Origin of the sequence: Streptomyces hygroscopicus subsp. hygroscopicus (assembly GCF_001553455.1) — a bacterium.
Lineage (GTDB): Bacteria > Actinomycetota > Actinomycetes > Streptomycetales > Streptomycetaceae > Streptomyces > Streptomyces hygroscopicus.
This window is the reverse complement of the sequence record NZ_BBOX01000103.1, coordinates 1-18,982: the sequence shown is the minus strand read 5'-3', so window position 1 is coordinate 18,982 and position 18,982 is coordinate 1. Positions and strand designations below refer to the sequence as shown.

General features: G+C 72.7%; 10 protein-coding genes. 8 read left to right on the top strand and 2 right to left on the bottom strand.

The features are described from left to right. Positions 1 to 100: 100 nt before the first annotated feature. The 8 genes from AXW62_RS40705 to AXW62_RS11360 all read left to right on the top strand — a co-directional run bounded on the left by AXW62_RS40705 (position 101) and on the right by AXW62_RS11360 (position 14,002). Positions 101 to 5,950, top strand: coding sequence for a type I polyketide synthase (locus AXW62_RS40705; RefSeq protein WP_060944397.1), 5,850 nt, complete (start codon positions 101 to 103; stop codon positions 5,948 to 5,950). A gap of 100 nt (positions 5,951 to 6,050) precedes the next feature. Then, positions 6,051 to 6,755 (top strand): hypothetical protein, encoded by a 705-nt coding sequence (locus AXW62_RS11385; RefSeq protein ID WP_060944396.1) that lies wholly within the window; start codon positions 6,051 to 6,053, stop codon positions 6,753 to 6,755. 73 nt (positions 6,756 to 6,828) lie between these two features. Beyond that, entirely contained in the window at positions 6,829 to 8,481 is a 1,653-nt protein-coding gene (locus AXW62_RS11380) for a flavin-containing monooxygenase (RefSeq protein ID WP_060944395.1), read from the top strand. Between the two features lie 12 nt (positions 8,482 to 8,493). After that, the gene (locus AXW62_RS11375) at positions 8,494 to 9,774 is read left to right on the top strand and encodes a cytochrome P450 (RefSeq protein ID WP_060944394.1); all 1,281 of its coding nucleotides are present in this window, start codon (positions 8,494 to 8,496) and stop codon (positions 9,772 to 9,774) included. Between the two features lie 77 nt (positions 9,775 to 9,851). Beyond that, positions 9,852 to 11,066: a cytochrome P450 gene (locus AXW62_RS11370; protein WP_060944393.1), complete on the top strand. Its 1,215-nt coding sequence runs from the start codon at positions 9,852 to 9,854 to the stop codon at positions 11,064 to 11,066. A 77-nt stretch (positions 11,067 to 11,143) separates the two neighbouring features. Continuing rightward, positions 11,144 to 12,301 carry a serine hydrolase domain-containing protein gene (locus tag AXW62_RS11365; protein ID WP_060944392.1) on the top strand — a complete coding sequence of 386 codons (1,158 nt, stop codon included), beginning with the start codon at positions 11,144 to 11,146 and terminating at the stop codon, positions 12,299 to 12,301. Positions 12,302 to 12,397: 96 nt separating this feature from the next. After that, positions 12,398 to 12,523 (top strand): TetR family transcriptional regulator, encoded by a 126-nt coding sequence (locus AXW62_RS43845; protein WP_143712688.1) that lies wholly within the window; start codon positions 12,398 to 12,400, stop codon positions 12,521 to 12,523. Between the two features lie 69 nt (positions 12,524 to 12,592). Then, a complete protein-coding gene (locus tag AXW62_RS11360; protein ID WP_107406260.1) occupies positions 12,593 to 14,002 on the top strand; it encodes an MFS transporter in 1,410 nt (469 codons plus the stop codon). A gap of 282 nt (positions 14,003 to 14,284) precedes the next feature. Here the strand turns inward: AXW62_RS11360 and AXW62_RS11355 are convergent, their stop codons facing one another. Next, complete coding sequence (locus tag AXW62_RS11355; protein ID WP_159060854.1) at positions 14,285 to 16,576, bottom strand: SpoIIE family protein phosphatase; 2,292 nt, start codon at positions 16,574 to 16,576, stop codon at positions 14,285 to 14,287. Between the two features lie 590 nt (positions 16,577 to 17,166). Beyond that, positions 17,167 to 18,804: an MFS transporter gene (locus AXW62_RS11350; RefSeq protein ID WP_060944390.1), complete on the bottom strand. Its 1,638-nt coding sequence runs from the start codon at positions 18,802 to 18,804 to the stop codon at positions 17,167 to 17,169. Positions 18,805 to 18,982 lie beyond the last annotated feature (178 nt).

The window sequence follows — 18,982 nt, the reverse complement described above, 5'->3', positions numbered from 1 at the left end:
ACCGATCGGGGAACCGGACGGGCCGCGTTCGGGGTGGGAAGGGAACCCCGTAACGGGTNTAAGTGCGGGGACACGCGCACTCCGTCGCGGGCGGGGCCGGGTGTCGTACCTGCTGGGCGCGCACGGCCCCGCCATAGCCGTGGACACCGCGTGCTCCTCCGGTCTCCTCGCCGTCCACCTGGCCTGCCAGAGCCTGCGCGCCGGGGAGTCCGACGTGGCCCTGGCCGGTGCCGCGATGCTGATGCTCGGGCCCGAGGTCGGGCTGCTGTTCTCGCAGTGGTCCATGCTGTCGCCCCACGGCAGGTGCGCCGCGTTCGACGCCGCCGCCGACGGCTTCGTCCGCAGCGAGGGCTGCGCCGTGGTCGCGTTGCAGCGGCTGGACGACGCGTTACGGGACGGCCGCCGGATCCTCGCCGTCATCCGCGGCTCGGCGGCCAACCAGGACGGACGTTCCGACAACATCGTCGTCCCCTCGGCGGCGGCACAGGAAGCCGTGCAGCGCCGGGCGTTGCACACGGCCGGTGTGGACCCCGCCCGGGTGGGGCTGGTGGAGGCGCACGGCCCCGGCACACCGACGGGTGACCCGGTGGAGTTCACGGCGCTCGCCGCCGTCTACGGCGCCGGTGACCGGCCGTGCGCGGTGGGCTCGGTGAAGACGAACATCGGCCACACCGAATCGGTCTCCGGTCTGGCCGGACTCATCAAAGCGGTGATGGCGCTGCGCCATGCCCGGATACCGGGGAACCTGCACTTCAACGAGTGGAACCCGGAGATCTCACCGGAGCGGACCCGGCTGTTCGTGCCGACCGGGCTGACCGAGTGGCCGGTGGCCGACGGGCCGCGGCTGGCCGCGGTCTCCTCCTACGGCTTCAGCGGCACCAACGTCCACGTCATCGTCGAACAGGCCCCGGACACCGCCGGGTCCGGTGAGCACACCGCCCCACCCGCCGTGGCGGCGGCGGTCGCGACCGGGACCGCGCCCGTGGCGGAGCAGCGGGTACGGCCGTATGTGCTGTCGGCGAGCACGCCGCAGGCCCTGGCGGAGACGGCCGGCCGGGTGGCGGGATGGCTGTCCGGCGAGGGTTCGTCGGTGCCGCCCGGCGATGTGGGTTTCACCCTGGCCCGGGGCCGGGAGCACCGCAAGGAGCGGCTCGTCGTCCTGGCCTCCTCCCGCGGCCAGCTGGTCGATCGGCTCACCACGGCCGCCGGGTCCCGGGCCGGTGAGGGGATCGTGTCCGGCTCGGCCGGTCTCCACGCCGGCGGACCGGTGTGGCTGTTCTCCGGGCAGGGCTCCCAGTGGGCGGGCATGGGACGGACCCTGCTGGAGACCGAACCCGCCTTCGCCGCCGCGATCGAGGAACTGGAACCGTTCATCGCCCGGGAATCGGGGTTCTCCGTCCGCTCCGAGCTGGTGAGCCACACGACCGTCACCGGGATCGAGCGGGTCCAGCCCACGATCTTCGCGGTCCAGGTGGCGCTCGCCGCGGCCTGGCGGGCCCGGGGCGTCGAGCCCGCCGCCGTGATCGGGCATTCCCTCGGGGAGGTGGCCGCGGCGGTCGTCGCCGGTGCGCTGTCCCCCGAGGACGGGGCGAAGGTGATCTGCCGGCGGTCGGCGCTGATCACCCGGATCGCCGGCGGCGGCGCCATGGCGACGGTCGAACTCCCCCACCAGCAGGTCGAGGCCGAACTCTCCGGCGCGGGCATCGAGGACGTCACCGTCGCGGTGGTGGCCTCCGCGGGCTCCACCGTCGTGGCGGGCGACCCCGAGCGGATCCGCCTCCTGGTTTCCCGATGGGAGGCCCGTGACCTGCACACCCGCCGGATCGCCGTGGACTACGCCTCGCACTCCCCGCATGTCGATCCGATCCTGGGGGACTTGGCGGCGAGCCTGGGCGACCTGGCCCCCACCGCGCCGACCGTCCCGTTCTACGGCACCGTACTGGACGACCCGAGGGAACCGGCGGCCTTCGACGCGGACTACTGGGTGAGCAATCTGCGCAGGCCGGTACGGTTCGCCGACGCCGTCACCGCGGCCGTGACCGACGGGCACCGGGTGTTCCTCGAGGTCTCCCCGCATCCCCTGCTCACCCACGCGGTCTCCGAGACCGCCCACGCGATCGGCCGGGACACGATCACCGTCCCCACGCTCCGCCGTGACCAGGAGGCCCGGCACGGACTCCTGCCCCAGCTGGCCGGATTGCACTGCACCGGTGTCCCCGTCGACTGGTCGCGCGAGTACCCCACCGGAAACGTGGCCGATGTCCCCCTCCCGGTGTGGGCGGGGCGCGACCTGGGAGTCCTGGCCATGGCCGCACGGCGGCCGGGCGGTGCGAGCGTGGCCGTCCACCCGTTGCTCGGCGCGCATCTGGCGCCCGTGGACACCGACGACGAACACCGCTGGCAGGCCGGCCTCAGCGGTCGCGAGCTGCGCTACCTCGCCGACCACCGGGTCCATGGGCAGCCGGTCATGCCGGGGGCCGGGTACTGCGAGATGGCCCTGAGCGCCGCGGAGACCGTCTTCGGCGCGGAGCCGGGCACCACGGACGCGGTCGAGGTGACCGACCTGACCATCCACGAGATGCTGCCGCTGGAGCGGAACACCGTGGTGTCCACGCGGGTGCGCCCGGTCCGCGAGGGCCTGGTCCGGTTCGAGGCCCTGGCCCGCCGCGACGGCGGGGAACCGGCCGGTCTCGCCACCGGATCGCTGCGCCGCGCGCCGGCGGTCCGGCCGGACCGCCGGGACCTGGCCGCACTCTTCGACCGCCACCCCGGGACACTCGATCCGGGTGAGGTCTACGCCAAGTTCCAGGCCGTGGGGGTCCACCACGGCGAGGCGTTCGCCGCGCTCACCGCCCTGCGCCTGTCCGAGGAGCCGGGCATCGACCAGACGGTTCTCGCCGAGATCGGGCTTCCCGCCACCGTGCGCGCCCACCTGAACTCCTACCGGATGCACCCGGTGCTGATCGACGGCTGCCTCCAGGCCCTGGCCGCTCATCCCGCCCTGGTCCGGGACGCCTTCCCGGTCGGGGCGGGCGCCCTGCGGGTGCACCGCGATCCGCACCGCGGGCGCTACTGCCTGGCCCGGCTGCGCCATCTCGACGGCCACCTGGCCGTGGGGGACGTGGTGCTCCTCGACGAGGACGGCGACGTGCTCGCCGAGATCGAGCAGGTCCGCCTGGCCACCCAGGACCGCCGGTTCGCCGAACGCCTGCTGGCCATCGGCTGGGACCGCGTCGATCCGGCTCCGCGGCAGCCCGCCGGGCGGTGGCTGCTGGTGACCGAGGACGACGCGGATCCCGAGGAGTTCGTCCGGGAACTCACCTCGGCCCTGGACACCGGCACCGGCTGTGCGCACCTGAGCGTGGGCGCGGCCCCGGACGGCGACCAGGAACTGGTGGCCGCGCTCGACGACCTGTCGGCCGGAGCGCCGCCGCACGGCCTGGTGCTGCTGTGCCCCTCCCCCACCGGGGCGGCCGACGAGGCCGCGCTGGACCGGGCGGAACGCCGCGTCAACCGGCTGATCGGGCTGGTGCGTCTGCTGGCCGAGCGGGCCGGGAAACCCGCGCCCCGCCTGTGGGTGGTCACCCGCGACGCCCAGCCGGTGCACGACGGCGACGGGCTGAACCTGGAGCAGACACCGCTGCGCGGCCTGTGCCGGGTGATCGGACACGAGCACCCCGAACTACGGGTGTGCTGCGTCGACATCGACACCGGCACCACGCCCGGACAGCTGGCCGCCGCCCTGTGGTCCACCGAGGACGCCGATGAGATCGCCCTGCGCGGCGGCGACCTGTACCTGGCGCGGCTCGAACTGGCGCCGCTCCACGAGGACGACCGCAGGACGCGGCGGATCCGCCACGGACACGACCGCTTCACCCTGGGCGTACGGCACGTGGGCGACCTGGGCAGCTTCGAACTCATCAGCTCCGAACGGCGGCGGCCGGGGCCGGGGGAGATCGAGATCCGGGCCGTGGCGTTCGGGCTGAACTACGCCGATGTGCTCAACGCGATGGGCCTGTACAAGACCGTCGACGGCCGGCCCATGTCCTTCGGGTTCGACTGCGCCGGCACCGTGACCGCCGTCGGTGACGAGGTCACCTCCTACCGCGTCGGCGACCGGGTGGCGGCCCTGCACCCCGGGGCGTTCGACTCGTTCGCGATCGTGCCCGCCGTCAAGGCGGTCCCGGTTCCGGACGCCGTCACCTTCGAGGAGGCGGCCGCCCGGCCCAGCGTGTACGCCACCACCTGGTACGCGCTGCACCGGCTGAGCCGGCTCGGCGCCGGGGAACGCGTACTGATCCACTCGGCGACCGGTGGGGTCGGGCTCGCCGCGATCTCCATCGCCCGGCACCTCGGAGCCGAGATCTTCGCCACCGCCGGAACCGAAGCCAAACGGCGGTACCTGCGCGACCTGGGCATCAAGCACGTCTTCGACTCCCGGTCCACCCGGTTCGCCGACGACATCCGCGACCTGACCGGCGGCGAAGGCGTCGATGTGGTGCTCAACTCGCTCACCGGTGCGGCCCAGCGGGCGGGCCTGGATCTGCTCCGCGTCGGCGGGCGTTTCGTGGAGCTCGGCAAGAAGGACATCTACGCCGACGCGCGGATCGGGCTCTACCCCTTCCGCCGCAACATCTCGCTGCACAGCGTCGACCTCGGGGTGCTCGACCACGATCACCTCGGCGGCGTGCTCCGCGAGGTCCACGACCTGCTCGCCACCGGTGCGCTGGAACCCCCGCCGCACACCGTTCACCCGCTGCACGAAGCCACCACCGCCTTCCGCACCCTCGCGGCCGGGGACCACATCGGCAAAATCGTGCTCGTCCTTCCCCGGGACGGTGACGGCCACGCCGTCGTCCGGCCGGACCAGGTGCCCGTCGTCCGCCGCGACGGCGCCTACCTCATCACCGGCGGACTCGGCGGGCTCGGTCTGCTCCTCACCCGCTGGCTCGCCGAGGCGGGGGCCGGCCGGATCGTGCTGGGCGGCCGCTCCGCCCCTTCTCCCGACGCCCGGACGGCCCTCGAGGAGCTGCGGGCCGCCGGAGCCGACATCGAGGTGGTGCTCGGTGACATCGCCGTGGCGGGCACCGCGGACCGGCTGGTGCGTGCCGCCACCGCGACCGGTCTGCCGGTGCGCGGCGTCGTCCACGCCGCCGCGGTCATCGCGGACGCCGCGATCGCGGGGCTGGACGAGGAGCTGGTCGAGCGCGTCTGGGCCCCCAAGGCGCGCGGAGCCCTGCGGTTGCAGGACGCCTGCCGCGGTCTTCCCCTCGACTGGTGGTTCGGCTTCTCGTCCGCCTCGTCCCTCCTCGGATTCCCCGGTCAGGGCTCCTACGCCGCCGCCAACGCGCTCCTGGACGGCCTCACCACCTGGCGGCGCGGTCACGGCCTCCCCGCGCTCAGCGTCAACTGGGGGGCCTGGGCCGAACGCGGGCGCGGTGCCTTCTTCGCCGACAGCGGCCACGCCATGATCGACCCCGATGAAGGCATCAGCGCCTGCGACACCCTGCTGCGCCACGACCGGGCCCGCGTGGGCTACCTGGACATCCTCGACGGCGGCTGGCAGAAGATGTTCGCGCAGAAGCTCCGCACCTCGCCGTTCTTCGCCGCCATCCCCGCCGGCGACACGGCCGAAGCCACCGCGGACGCCGCCCGGCAGGCCGTCCTGGCCGAGCTGCGGCTCACCGATCCGGCCACCCGCCAGATCTTCCTCGAACGGCACCTCACCGACCAGGCGGCCGAGATCCTGCGGGTCAGCCCGGCCGGTCTGGACCCCGACCTGTCCCTGACCGACTACGGTCTCGACTCCCTCATGGCACTCCAGCTGAGCACGCGCATCAGCAGGGAATTCGATGTGCGCATCACTCCCAAGCAGATGCGGCAGGACTCCAGCCTGGCCGCCCTCGCCACCCGCATCATCGACCGGCTCAACCTCCGGACAGCCCCGTAGTCCGGCGCCCGACCGCCACCACCTCCCGTCGGCGGACCGGCTGCCGCCGGTTCCGCCGGCCGGGAGGCCGTCAGCAGAGCGCACACCGAAGGGATCCCCCGTGGTCAAACAACCGTCACAGGTGCCGCACGCGGCGACCGGAATCCTCAGCCTGGTGCTGCTCCTCGCCACCATTCCGGTACTGCCGCCGATCCCGGCCTTCGGTTCGTCCGAGGAAGAGATCGCGTCCTTCTACGCGTCCCACGCCACCCGCGGATACCTCTATCAGTTCATGGCGGGCCTGGCCCTGCTCGGCGCGCTGTGGTTCCTCGGCTACCTCTACACCCGGCTCCGCCGTGAGGTGCCGGGAAGCCCGCTGCCCGTGATCATGCTCGCCGCGGGCGCCGCCTGGGTCTGCTTCGCGGTCGTCTTCCTGGGGCTCTTCCAGGTCTTCTCGGTCTGGGCCGACGACCCTGACACACACGCGCTCCTGAAGGCGTTCTCCGACGCGTACGTCCTGGGCTTCATGTTCAACGTCCTCCCGGCGGGGATCATGGTCGCGGCGGCGTCGTGGTCCCTGCGGCCGTCGGCGGGCTGGCCCGGCTGGCTCAAACCGCTCGGCGTCCTCGCCGTGGCGACGCAGGTGCTGGGAAGCGTGCCGCTCATCTTCCCCACCGGCCCGCTGAAGGCCGGCGGCCTGATCACCTACGCCCCGTTCTTCACGGCCGTCCTCTGGATCTGCCTGGCCAGTTGCTCCGCCACCCGCTGGGAACGCTCCGCGGCGGACCAGCACCGGGACGGGTACGCGGCGGCCCGCACGGCATAGGCGCCGCGCCCCGGCCGCACCGCCGGACCCTCGCCATGAGCGAAGACGCAACCCCTCCCACAGGAGTACTGAGATGACAGACTGCTTCGACGTGGTCATCGTGGGCGCCGGCCTGGCGGGCCTGCAGATGCTGCACCAGGTCCGCCGGACCGGCCTCACGGCGCGGGTCCTCGAAGCCGGCGGCGGGGCGGGCGGCACCTGGTACTGGAACCGCTATCCGGGCGCCCGCTGCGACGTGGAGAGCCTCGAATACTCCTACCAGTTCTCCGAGGAGTTGCAGCAGGAGTGGGAGTGGACCCGGCGCTACGCCTCCCAGCCGGAGATCCTGCGCTATGTCGGCCACGTCCTGGACCGCTTCGACCTGCGCCGCGACATCCAGTACCACACCCGTGTCACGGCGCTGGGGTACGACGAGCCGGCCGGCCGGTGGACGGTGCGCACCGAGGCCGGTGACGAGGTGGTGGCGCGGTTCGTCATCATGGCGACGGGGTGCCTGTCCTCGGCCAACCTGCCGCGGATCGCCGGTAGGGAGACGTTCGCCGGCGAGATCCACCACACCGGCCACTGGCCGCACGAGCCGGTCGGCCTGTCCGGCAAGCGCGTCGGCGTGGTCGGCACCGGCTCGTCCGGTGTTCAGACGATCCCGGTCATCGCGCGGCAGGCGGCGGAGCTCTACGTCTTCCAGCGCACGGCCGCGTACACCCTGCCCGCCCGGGACCAACCGCTCGATCCGCAGCTGCGGGCCGCCGTCAAGGCCGACTACGCGGGGTTCCGGGAGCGCAACAACGCCATGCCGACGGCCGGTCTGTCGCGGTACCCGACCAACCCCTCCTCGGTCTTCCTGGTCTCCGCCGCCGAACGCGAGGCCGCCTTCGAGTACTTCTGGGGGCTGGGCGGGCCACTGCTGCTGCGGTCCTTCGGCGACATCATGTCCGACCCGGCCGCCAACGCGCTGGTCGCCGACTTCGTCCGCGGGAAGATCCGCCAGATCGTGAAGGATCCCGAGGTCGCGGCCCTGCTGTCGCCGAAGCAGCCCATCGGCTGCAAACGCGTCTGCCTGGGCACCGGCTACTACGAGACCTTCAACCGGCCGGACGTCCATCTGGTCGACGTGGCCTCGGCACCGATCGAAGAGATCACACCGGAGGGGATCCGCACCGCGGCGGGCAGATACCGGCTCGATGTGATCGTCTTCGCCACCGGGTTCGACGCCATGACGGGCGCGCTGCTCAGCATCGACATCCGCGGGCGGGACGCGCTGTCGCTGCGGGACATGTGGTCGGCCGGGCCGCGCAGCTATCTCGGCCTCGGCGTGCCCGGCTTCCCGAACCTGTTCACGATGACTGGCCCCGGCAGCCCGTCGGTGCTGACGAACATGATGGTGGCGATCCACCAGCACGCGACGTGGATCGGCGACTGCCTGACGTACCTGACCGACCAGGACATCGACGTGATCGAGGCCACCGGGGAGGCCGAGCACGCCTGGGGGCTGCACGTCAGCGAAACCGCCGGCCGGACGCTGTTCTCCTCCTGCGATTCCTGGTACCTGGGAGCGAACATCCCCGGCAAGAGGCGCGTGTTCATGCCGCTCGTCGGCTTCCCGGCCTACGCGCGGACGTGTGCCGAGGTCGCGGCGGGAGGCTACCAGGGCTTCGCGCTGACGCGGCTGGACCGGAGCCGGCCCGCCAGGGGGCACATCGCACCGTCCCGGTCACAACCGAGCTGACAGGAGGACACCATGGCACACCGTGAGGTGCCGGAGATCGACTTCGATCACCACTCGGAGGAGTACGGACGCGATCCGTGGGCCGCCAACACCGAGCTGGCCACGCGCTGCCCGGTGGCCCACAGCCCGCACCACGGCGGCTTCTACGTCGTCACGGGGTACGAGCAGGTCGCGGACGTGGCCAGGCGGCCGGAGGTCTTCTCGTCCGCCCATGAGCTGCCGAACACCCCCGGGCGTCCCCAGGGGACCATCATCCCGGCCTCCACCTTCCGTGCGCTGCCGCTGGAGATGGACCCGCCGGAGTTCCTGGAGTGGCGCCGCACCCTGAACCGGTTCTTCTCGCCCAAGGCCGCGCGGCAGTTGCGGCCCCGCATCCAGGCATTCGCCACCTGGTGTGTCGACCAGTGCGTCGAGAAGGGCGAGACGGACCTGGTGCTGGACCTGTCCAACGCGGTTCCCGCGCTGCTCACGCTGGACATCGTGGGACTGCCGATGGACAACTGGCGCCGGTACGCCGACGCGGTGCACGCGCTCGCGTACACCCCTTCCGGCACCCCCGAGTACCAGCGGGTCGAAGCCGGTTTCGCGATGCTCGTCAACGAGGTGCGGGAAACGATTCCCCGGCGCCGGGCGAACCCGAAGGGAGACCTGATCAGTTTCCTGACCCAGGTGGAGGTGGACGGGAAGAAGATCGGCGACGCGGACATCGTCGCGGTGTGCAACGCCATGATCGCCGGTGGGATGGACACCACCACCGCGCTGCTCGCCTCGGCCTTCGAGTACCTCGACCGGGACCGCGCCGCCCGCCGCCGGCTGATCGAGGAGCCCGCGACGGTTCCCAGGGCGTGCGAGGAGTTCCTGCGGTACTTCACCCCCGTGGTCTGCGTCGGCCGTACCGTCATGCGCGACGACGAGATCGGCGGGTTCCCGGTGTCCCGCGGCGACAGGGTCCTGATCTCGTGGGCGGCGGCCAATCTCGACGCCGAGGTGTTCCCCGACCCGCTGACCGTCGACTTCGACCGTGACACGCGCAAGCACGCGGCCTTCGGGATCGGCATGCACCGGTGCATCGGGCGCCACATCGCACAGACCGACTTCGAGATCGTGGTCAACGAGGTGCTCCGGCGGCTGCCCGACTACCGGCTGGTCGAGGGCGCGGCCGAACGCTACGCGACCGTCGGGCAGATCAACGGCTATGTGACGATGCCCGCCCGGTTCACTCCCGGTCCGCGCACCGGCCCCGGCGTCGCGACCGCCGGAGAACTGCTGCCGGATCTGAAGCTGGACCTGTAGTCGCACCGGGCGTTTCCCGTTGCGCGGACAGGCGTTCACCGGCGGCATTCGGTACCGGCTCCCAGGAGGTTGCTTTCATGCCACAGACCGAGGACATCGCCCCGTCCTACCCGATCCCCCGGGCCGCCGGATGCCCGCTCGATCCCCCGCCGCTGCTGGGGGAACTGCGCGAGCGGCGAGCCGTCAGCCGGGTGACGCTGTGGGACGGCAGAACCGCCTGGCTGGTCTCGCGGCACGAGGAGGTGCGCCAGGCGCTGCGCGACCCCCGGCTGAGCGCCGATGTGCGGCACCCCTCCTACCCGTTCTTCTCCCAGGGGCAGGTCGCCACCCGCACCATGCTCGAGAGCTTCCTGCGCATGGATCCGCCCGAGCACGACCGGCACCGCCGCATGCTCACCGCGGAGTTCCGGGCCGCGCGGGTGGAGGCGATGCGACCGGGTGTGCAGAAGACCGTCGACCGGCTGCTGGACGAGATGGTCGCGGCCGGCCCCCCGGCCGACTTCGTCACCGCCTTCGCGCTGCCCCTGCCCTCCCTCGTCATCTGCCGGCTGCTCGGTGTGCCCTACGCCGACCACGGCTTCTTCCAGCGGTGCAGTGCCGTGGCGTTCGACCGGGAGTCCACGGCCGAGGAGATCCGCGCCAGCCGCGAGGAGCTGACGGACTACCTCGCCCGGCTCGTCGCGTCGAAGGCCGAACGCCCCACCGACGACCTGATCAGCCGTCTGGTCGTGGACCAGGAGGCCACCGGCAACCTGACCCGCCGGCAGGTCGTCAACCTGGGCCTGCTGCTGCTCGTCGCGGGCCACGAGACCACCGCGAACATGACGGCCCTCTCGGTGCTCAGCCTGCTTCGCCACCCCGGACAGCTGGCCCTGCTACGGGGGCGGCCGGAGCTGATCCCCGGTGCCGTGGAGGAGCTGCTGCGGCTGCACAGCGTGGCCCACAACGGCCTGCCCCGGGTGGCCGTCGAGGACGTCGAGATCGGTGGCACCACCATCCCGGCCGGGGATCCGGTACTGCTCTCGCTCACCGCCGCCAACCACGACCCGCGGGCCTACGACGACCCGGGCCGGCTGGACGTCCAGCGCACCGCCCGTGCACACGTCGCGTTCGGCTTCGGTGTCCACCAGTGCATCGGGCAGCCGCTCGCCCGTCTGGAGCTGCGGGTGGCACTCGCCACCGTGCTGCGGCGGCTGCCCCAACTCCGGCTGGTGGACGAGTCGTTGGGGAATCTGGGCTTCCGCCATAGCATGACCGTCTTCGGGCTCCACAACCTGCCCGTGGCCTGGTGAGCCACGTCGCACCGGGCGGTCACGCCCCGGCCTGGTCCGTGCGGTGCGCCGCGTCCTGTGACCGTTGGGGGAGAACCATGGACACCGCGCTGATCGACACCCTGCTCGCCAAGGCCGTCGAGCGCGGCGTCACCACCGGCGTCTACGCCATGGCCGCCGACCGCGAGGGGATCGTCTACTCCGGCGGGGCCGGGACCCGTGACGGCGACGCCCCATGGGGCGAGGACACCATCGCCCTGCTCGCCTCCATGACCAAGTCGGTCACGGCCGTCGCCGCGCTGCAGCTGGTCGAGCAGGGGGCGATCGGCCTGGACGACCCCGTCGCGGACGTACTGCCCGAACTCGCCGCGCCCCAGGTGCTCGAGGGCTACGACGGCGACGTGCCCCGGCTCCGCCCGGCCCGGTCGCCGGTCACGCTGCGCAGGCTGCTGTCGCACACCGGCGGCTGCGGCTACCCGTTCCTGTGTCCGGACCTCGCGCGCTACCACCAAGCCAACGCCATCCCGTCGACCAGGGAGGGCCGGCTGGCCACGCTCGTGGACTCCCCGCTGGTCGGTGAGCCGGGCGCCGGTTTCCACTACGGCATGGGACTCGACTGGGTGGGCCTGGCCATCACCCGGATCACCGGCACCGACCTGGAGACGCGTCTGCGCGAGCGCATATTCGCCCCGCTCGGCATGGCCGACACCGCCTTCCGGATAGCCGACCGTGGCCGGCTCGCCACGCTGCACGCCCGTACCCCCGACGGGCTGGTGGCGATCCCGTTCGAGTTCCCGCAGGAACCCGAGCTCCACTGCGCCGGGGGCGGGCTCTACGGCAGCCCGCGCGACTACCTGACCTTCCTGCGCATGATCGCGGCCGGCGGCACTCTGGACGGCACCACGATCCTCACCCGGCGGACCCTGGCCGAGGCACGGCGCAGCCACTCCGGCCCGGTGGGGCGGTTGGTCTCGGCCGACCCGGCCGTGTCACACGACATCGAGCTGCTGCCCGGCACCCCGGTCACATGGTCGCTGCTGGGCATGCGCAACGAGGCGCGGACGCCACAGGGACGCCCGGTCGGCACGCTGGCCTGGGCCGGAGGAGCCAATACCTACTACTGGGCCGACGGCGACACCGACGGCGCCGGTGCGGCCGTGCTGTTCACCCAGATCATGCCCTTCGCCGACCCGGACGTGCTCGGCCTCCTCGCGGCGGTCGAGCGGGCCGTCCGCGCCCCGGCGCGGAACGGGTGACCGCGGCCAGGCACTACCTGACGGGACGACAACTGTCGTTGGAATGCGCTAAGTTACCGGTGACTTACTCGTTTCTACGGGTGGGTGGCCCCGATCATGGAACGGGCCGGACGGCTGACGGGCGTGGATCGCCGGGAGCAGGTACTGAGGATCGCCGCCGAGGAGTTCGCGGCGCACGGGCCGCACGGAGTGTCCGCCGAGGCGATCGCCCGGAAGGCGTGACTGGGCCGGCCGGGCCACCACCCGCAAACGGATCGAGCTGTTCGAGCACCTGACGACGGAGGCGAACCGATGACCGATACCGCAGCCGATGCGCGGACGAAGGTCACCGGCGGTCCGCTGGTGCCCGCGCTGATGTTCATCGCCCTGGTCGTCGCGGTGGTGGGCAGCCTCGGGGCACCATTGATCACCGAGGTGGCGGACGCGTTCGACGTCTCGCTGGCCGCGGCGCAGTGGACGCTCACCGCCCCACTGCTGGTGGGTGCGATCGCCACCCCGGTCCTCGGGCGCCTCGGCACCGGGCCGCGCCGGCGCCAGGTCATCCTGGCCACGCTCGCCACGGTGGTGGTCGGCAGCTTCCTGACCGTGGTGCCGCCGTCGTTCGGCTGGTTGCTGGCCGGGCGGGTGGCCCAGGGCGCCGGACTGGGCCTGACCGCGCTGATGATGGGTGTCGCCCGTGACCACCTGCCGGAGCGGCGCTCCGCGTCGACGATCGCGTTGCTGTCGGTGGCGTCCACCATCGGTATCGGCGTCGGCTACCCCCTCGCCGGACTCCTCACGGATGTCTCGGGGCTGCGGGCGGCGTACGGACTCGGTCTGCTGATCACCGCGATCGCGCTGGCGACGGCCTGGTGGGCGGTGCCGCAGCCGCCGCCGGGCCGGTCGGTGGCGGTCGACGTGCCCGGTGCCGCGCTGCTGGGCGCCGGTCTGCTGGCCCTGCTGCTGGCGGTCAGTCGGACCACGCTGTGGAGCGAGAACCTGGTCCTCGCCGGTGCCCTGCCGGCCGCGGCGGCCGTGCTGCTGGCCGTGTGGGTGCGCCGCGAACGCCGGTGCGCCACCCCGCTGGTGGACCTGACGCTGCTGCGGCACCCCGCGGTGGCCGGTGCCAACGTGACCATGCTGCTCGGCGGCGTGGGCATGTACCTGCTGCTGACGCTGGTCACCCGCTATGTGCAGACGCCCGAGGCGGTGGGCTACGGCTTCGGGGTGAATGTCTTCGTCGCGGGCCTGGTGCTGGTGCCGTTCTCGGTGCTGGGCTTCGCGGGCGGCAAGCTGGTGCCGCCGGTGCGCAAGCGGCTCGAGGCCGCGACGGTGCTCGCCATCGGGGGCGCCGTGGTGCTGGCGGCGCTGGTGGTGTTCGCGCTGGCCCGCGACCGGCTGTGGCTGGCCTTCGCCGTGATGGGCCTGCTCGGGCTGGGCGTCGGCGCCTTCTCCGCTGCCATGCCGGGCGCGATCCTTGCCGCCACCCCGCCGGAAGAGACCTCCAGCGCGATGAGCTTCAACCAGGTCGTGCGCAGCGTGGGTTTCTCCACCGGCAGCGCGCTCGGCGGTCTGGTGCTCTCCGCTCACACCTCCTCGGGAGCGAGTTTCCCCACCGAGTCCGGATACACCGTGGCGGCCTGGGCCGGTGCGGCCTCGATGGCGGTGACGGTCATGATCAGCCTGGTGCTGCGGCGCACCGCGAAGGCGCGGCTGTCCTGATACCGCCCCTGATTCCGCCGTATCGGCGCCCGAGCCCGCCGTGGCGGCGGGGTCGCGGGCCTGACGCGTCCTTGTGTCCCGGGCAGCCGGAGGGGCCGGACCGATGACGGGGGCGGGCCTCCCGCCCACCGCGGGAACGCGCCGTGTCACAGGTCAGGGAACCGGCGCCGGGCCCCGCGGTGGATTCGGCAGCGGTGGATTCGGCAGCGCGGGTGACTGCCGGCCGGCCCCGGCGGACGGGGCCGTACCCGACGGTCTCCGGCGGGGTCCGGCGCCGGACGGTCAGCGCGTCCGGCGGACAGCCTCGGTGCCCCCGCCCGAGCGGCGGCGGCCGCGCAGCCACCCGGGGATGGCAAGCTCGAACCACGTCGTCTTGCCACGCCCGGCGGGCGAACTGCCCCACGCCGAGGCGAGCGCGTCGACGATCAGAAGGCCGCGTCCGGACTCCGCCTCCTGATTGCTGACCTCGTCTTCGAGCAAGGCGGTCGGCACTGGTGGATAGGGATTGCTGTCCCGGACCTCCACCCGGATCCGGTCCGGATACTCGCGCAGCCGCAGCTCCACCTCGCTGTGCGCGTGGATCAGCGCGTTGGTGACCACCTCGGAGGTCAGCACCTCCAGGTCGTCCAGCAGGGGCAGCACCTCCCACCGGCCCAGCAGGTCGTGCAGAAAACCACGCACCTCGGCCACCGCGTGGAAATCGTGGCGCCGTATCGACGTCCGCGCGACCCGGGCGCGGTCCTCCGGCCGGGCCCCCTCGTACCGCACCAGGAGGAGCGCGGCCTGGTCGCGGCTCTCCCGGGGACGTCCGAGGCCGGCGATGCGGTCGGCCAGCACCTCCAGGTCCTCGTCGCGGTGGTCGGCCAGCAGGCGGATCACCCGGTCCACGGCGGCCTCGCTCCCCTGCCGCCGCGTGTCCAGCAGTCCGCTGGTGAACAGCGCGGCCACCGACCCGGCCGCCAGCTGGACCTCGCTCTGCCGGTACCCCTGGGGGGCCGGCGCGCCCAACGGCGGTCCGGGCGGCGGGCGGGGCCGGACGATCCGTCCACGCACGTCGGTGATCAGCAGCCCCGGGGGGCCCGCTGTCGCGATGCTGGTGATCCCCGTCGCCAGATCCAGCCACACACAGCAACACGTCGAGGTCAGGTCGGTGTCCAGCTCGGCCAGCAGCCGGCTGCTCCGCTCCAGAACGGTGGCCGGGGCGTGTCCCTCGGCGGCGTAGGCCCGTACCCCGCTGCGCAACTGGCCCATCACCGCGACCGCGTCCAGGCTGTTCCCCGCCACTTCCCCGACGACGAGCCCGAGCCCTCCGTCCGGCAGCGGGACGACGTCGTACCAGTCGCCTCCGACCTCCGCTCCCTCGCCCGCGGAGAAGTAGCGGGTCGCCAGGACCGCCTCGGACAGGTGCGGAAGGCTGCGCGGCAGCAGACTGCGCTGGATGGCCCGCGTCAGGGTGTGCTCGGCCTCGTAGGCCCGCGCTCTCTCCAGGGACTGGCCGACCTGTTCGAGCATGATCGCCAGGATGGCGATCTCCTCGGTGCGCAGGGGATCGCCGGGCTCGGCGAACTCCAGCACGCAGCAGCCCACCGGGCGCCCGTGGGAGATCAGGGGGAAATAGGCCCGTGCCTCCCGTTCGAGATCGACATCGAGACCGGGGTAGCCGAGGCGGAGGGCCCGCACCGAGGGGAAGATCTTGACCGCGATCTCGTTGATGGTGTCCGTCTCCGGTGTGCGCTGGGACAGCGGGGTCCCCTCGATCCGGTTCACCACGCCCCGGGACAGACCCGCGGCGCCGACGACGTGCAGATGCCCCGCCTCGGCGAGGCACAGTGCCAGAGCCCGGCCGCGGAAGGGCCGCACCGTCCGCGCCCGGGTGACGGCGAGGACGTCCGCCGTGTGCACCGCGGCCGTGAGTTCGGTGGCGAGCCTCTGCAGCTGGAAGAGGAACGGGCCGCCCGCCGCCGACCAGGCGGCCGTCACCCGCGGATGCGGTGTGGCGGTCCCGGCGACATCGTCCCCCCGCGGGTCCGGCCGCCCGGAGACGAACAGCGGGACCGGCGGCGCCTCGACGGAGCCGCCCCGCTCGACCAGCTCCGCCAGGCGGACGGCCGACTCGTCCGCCACGGCCCGCAGGAACCGCAGATCCTCCTCGGCCATCTCCCGCGGCGGCACCCAGCGCAGGGCCAGGGCCCCGAAACGATGCCGGGCCGTGCGGATCGGCGCGATCACCACCACCATGGGCACCGGAATGTGGATCAGCGCCTCGGGTGACCGGCGGATCACGTTCCGCACGCACTCCTCGTCGCACACCACGACGCTCCCCGTCAGGTGGGCCTGGGCCGTGGGCCAGGTGAGGTCGTCCACCGGTACAGCGGGCGCGATGGTGAAGCTCAGCGGTGTCTCCACGGTCATGGCGGGGGCCAGCACCCGCGCGTCGGCCGTCAGCAGATAGGCGGTGCACGTGCTGGCCGGCAGTCTGCCGTACACCCGACGCAGCGCGGAGGCGATGATCCGGTCGCGGAGGACCTCTGGCCCGGTTCCTGGGGTGGACCGGGGGGACGGCTGGGAGTTCATGGATCAGCCCAGTGAGTGGCGAGTGCCGGCCGGTACCAGGACCCGGCCTGTTGGGGGAACGGCTGGCTGTACGGTCTCGGTGCGGCCCTGGAGCGCGCCACTTTCATTATCGGCGGTTCCGGGTCGTTCTTCTCCGCACGGCCCGGCGCGGCCAGGTGGCGGCAGCGTGCGGCAGCAGCGCGGTGCGGACCGTGCCCAGCGCGCGGGGCCGGACGAGACCGGTCGCTGGTGCGCTCTCCGCCTCGCCGCCGTCCCGCTCGAGGGGACGGCGGCGGGGCGGTGGCCCCGGGCGGAACCCTGGGGTACGGAAGGCCGTTGGCACCCGATGGTCCGAAGACATGGCCTTCGGCGCTCCGGGTCGCCGTCCGGTGTCGTCCGGGCCGGTGTCCCCGGCGCGGACGCGCCCGCCCGTGCCCTTGCGCGAGCGGCGCCGTGGTGGGCCCGCTCGGGGTTCCCATCGGCTACCGCCGGCCGCCGGACGCCCCGGAGCGCCAGGCGCTCGTGCCGCTGCCCGTCCGACTCGCCCGGCGCCCGCTGTCCGGTCTCCCCGATGGAGGCCGGACAGCGGGCGCCGGGCGATGACCGGAGGACTACGGGGCGGAGTCGCTGTACTCCGCGTCCCGGGCTTCCGCCGCCGGTCCCTCCGCCGCCCGCGCCGGCTCCTGCGGCGCGTGCTCGGCGCCGCTCCGGCGGCCGGGCAGCACGGCGAGGACGATCAGCGTCCCGGCGGCCATGATGATTCCGCCGATCAGGCTGGTGTGGGCCACGCTGTGGGCGAAGGATTCGCGCACAGCGCCGATGAGGGCCTGTGCCTGCTGGGCACCGCCGGCGGGGTTCTTCGCGACCTCCCCGGCGACCGCCAGGCCACCGCCCACCGAGTCCCGCGCCGTCTCCAGCGCGGCGGCCGGGAGGTGGCCTCCGACCAGATCGGTCAGCTTGTCGCGGTAGGCGGTGCCCAGCAGTGAACCCAGGATCGCGATCCCCAGGGCGCCGCCCAGCTCCAGCGCGGTGTCGTTGGCACCGCCGCCCACGCCCAGTTCGGACTCGGGGAAGGAGCCCATGATGGTGTCCGTGGCCGGGGACACGCTCAGCCCGATCGCGAAGCCCAGCAGCATCAGGGGCGCCAGGAAGTCGGCGTAGGAGGAGCCCGGGTCGATCCGCGTGAGGACGAGGACGCCCGCGGTGCCGATCACCATGCCGGTGCCGACCATCGCCTTCACGCCCAGCTTCGGGGTCAGCTGCCCGGTGGTCGCGGCGCCGAGGAAGACGGCACCGGCCAGCGGGAGCAGTCGTACGCCGGTCTCCAGCGGACCGTAGCCGAGGACGAACTGCAGGTACTGGGTGGCGTAGTAGAGCGCGCCGAAGGTGCCGAAGAAGAAGAACAGCACCGCGAGCATGGAGCCGCTGAACGGCCGCTGGGCGAACTTGCGCACGTTCAGCATGGGACGCGGGTGGCGCAGCTCCCAGGCCACGAATGCCAGCAGGCCCACCCCCGCGACCACGGCCGCGGTGACCGGTGCGGCGCCCCAGCCGAAGCGCGGACCCTCGATGGCCGCGTAGACCAGGGAGCCGACGGAGACGATGGACAGCAGACCGCCGATGTAGTCGATCCGGTCCAGGCCCTCCGCCCTGGACGGCGGCACCAGGACCAGCGCGCCGATCACGGCGACGACGGCGATGGGGACATTGATCAGGAACGTCGAGCCCCAGGCGTGGTCCTCCAGCAGCCAGCCGGCGACCAGCGGGCCGACCGCGATGGCGAGGCCGGAAGTGGCGGTCCACGCCGTGATGGCCTTGACGCGCTCGGCCCGCGGGAAGATCGCGACCAGCAGGGACAGCGTGGCCGGCATGACCACGGCCGCGCCGACACCCATGATCGCGCGGGCGGTGATGACCAGTCCGGTCTCCTGGACCAGGCTGCCCGTCACCGAACCGGCCGCGAAGATCACCAGACCGGCGACCAGGGCGCCGCGACGACTGTACTTGTCGCCGATCGAGCCCAGGACGAGCATCAGCGCGGCGTACGGGACGGTGTAGCCGTCGATGACCCACTGCAGGTCACTGCTGCTCAGGCCGAGGTCCCTGGTCATGTCCGGCGCGGCCACGATCAGCGAGGTGTTCGCCATGACCACGATCAGCAGGCTCAGGCACAGCACCAGCAGCGCCCACCAGCGCCGTGGATACGGCCTGGTCATCTTCTCGACGGGGGTGGCGGCAAGGAAGGGCATCGAAGCTCCCGGGGACATTAATTGCACATCGGTGAGCAGCGTAGTTTGTTGCCCGCTGGTGTGCAAATAACACCGGAGCGCCCCTCCTGCCCCGCTGCCACCTCCGTACCGTCAGGCTCCGATGTGACCAGGCAGACGACCAGCCCCGCGCACCAAGCGGCCCATGTCCCCGCGGCCG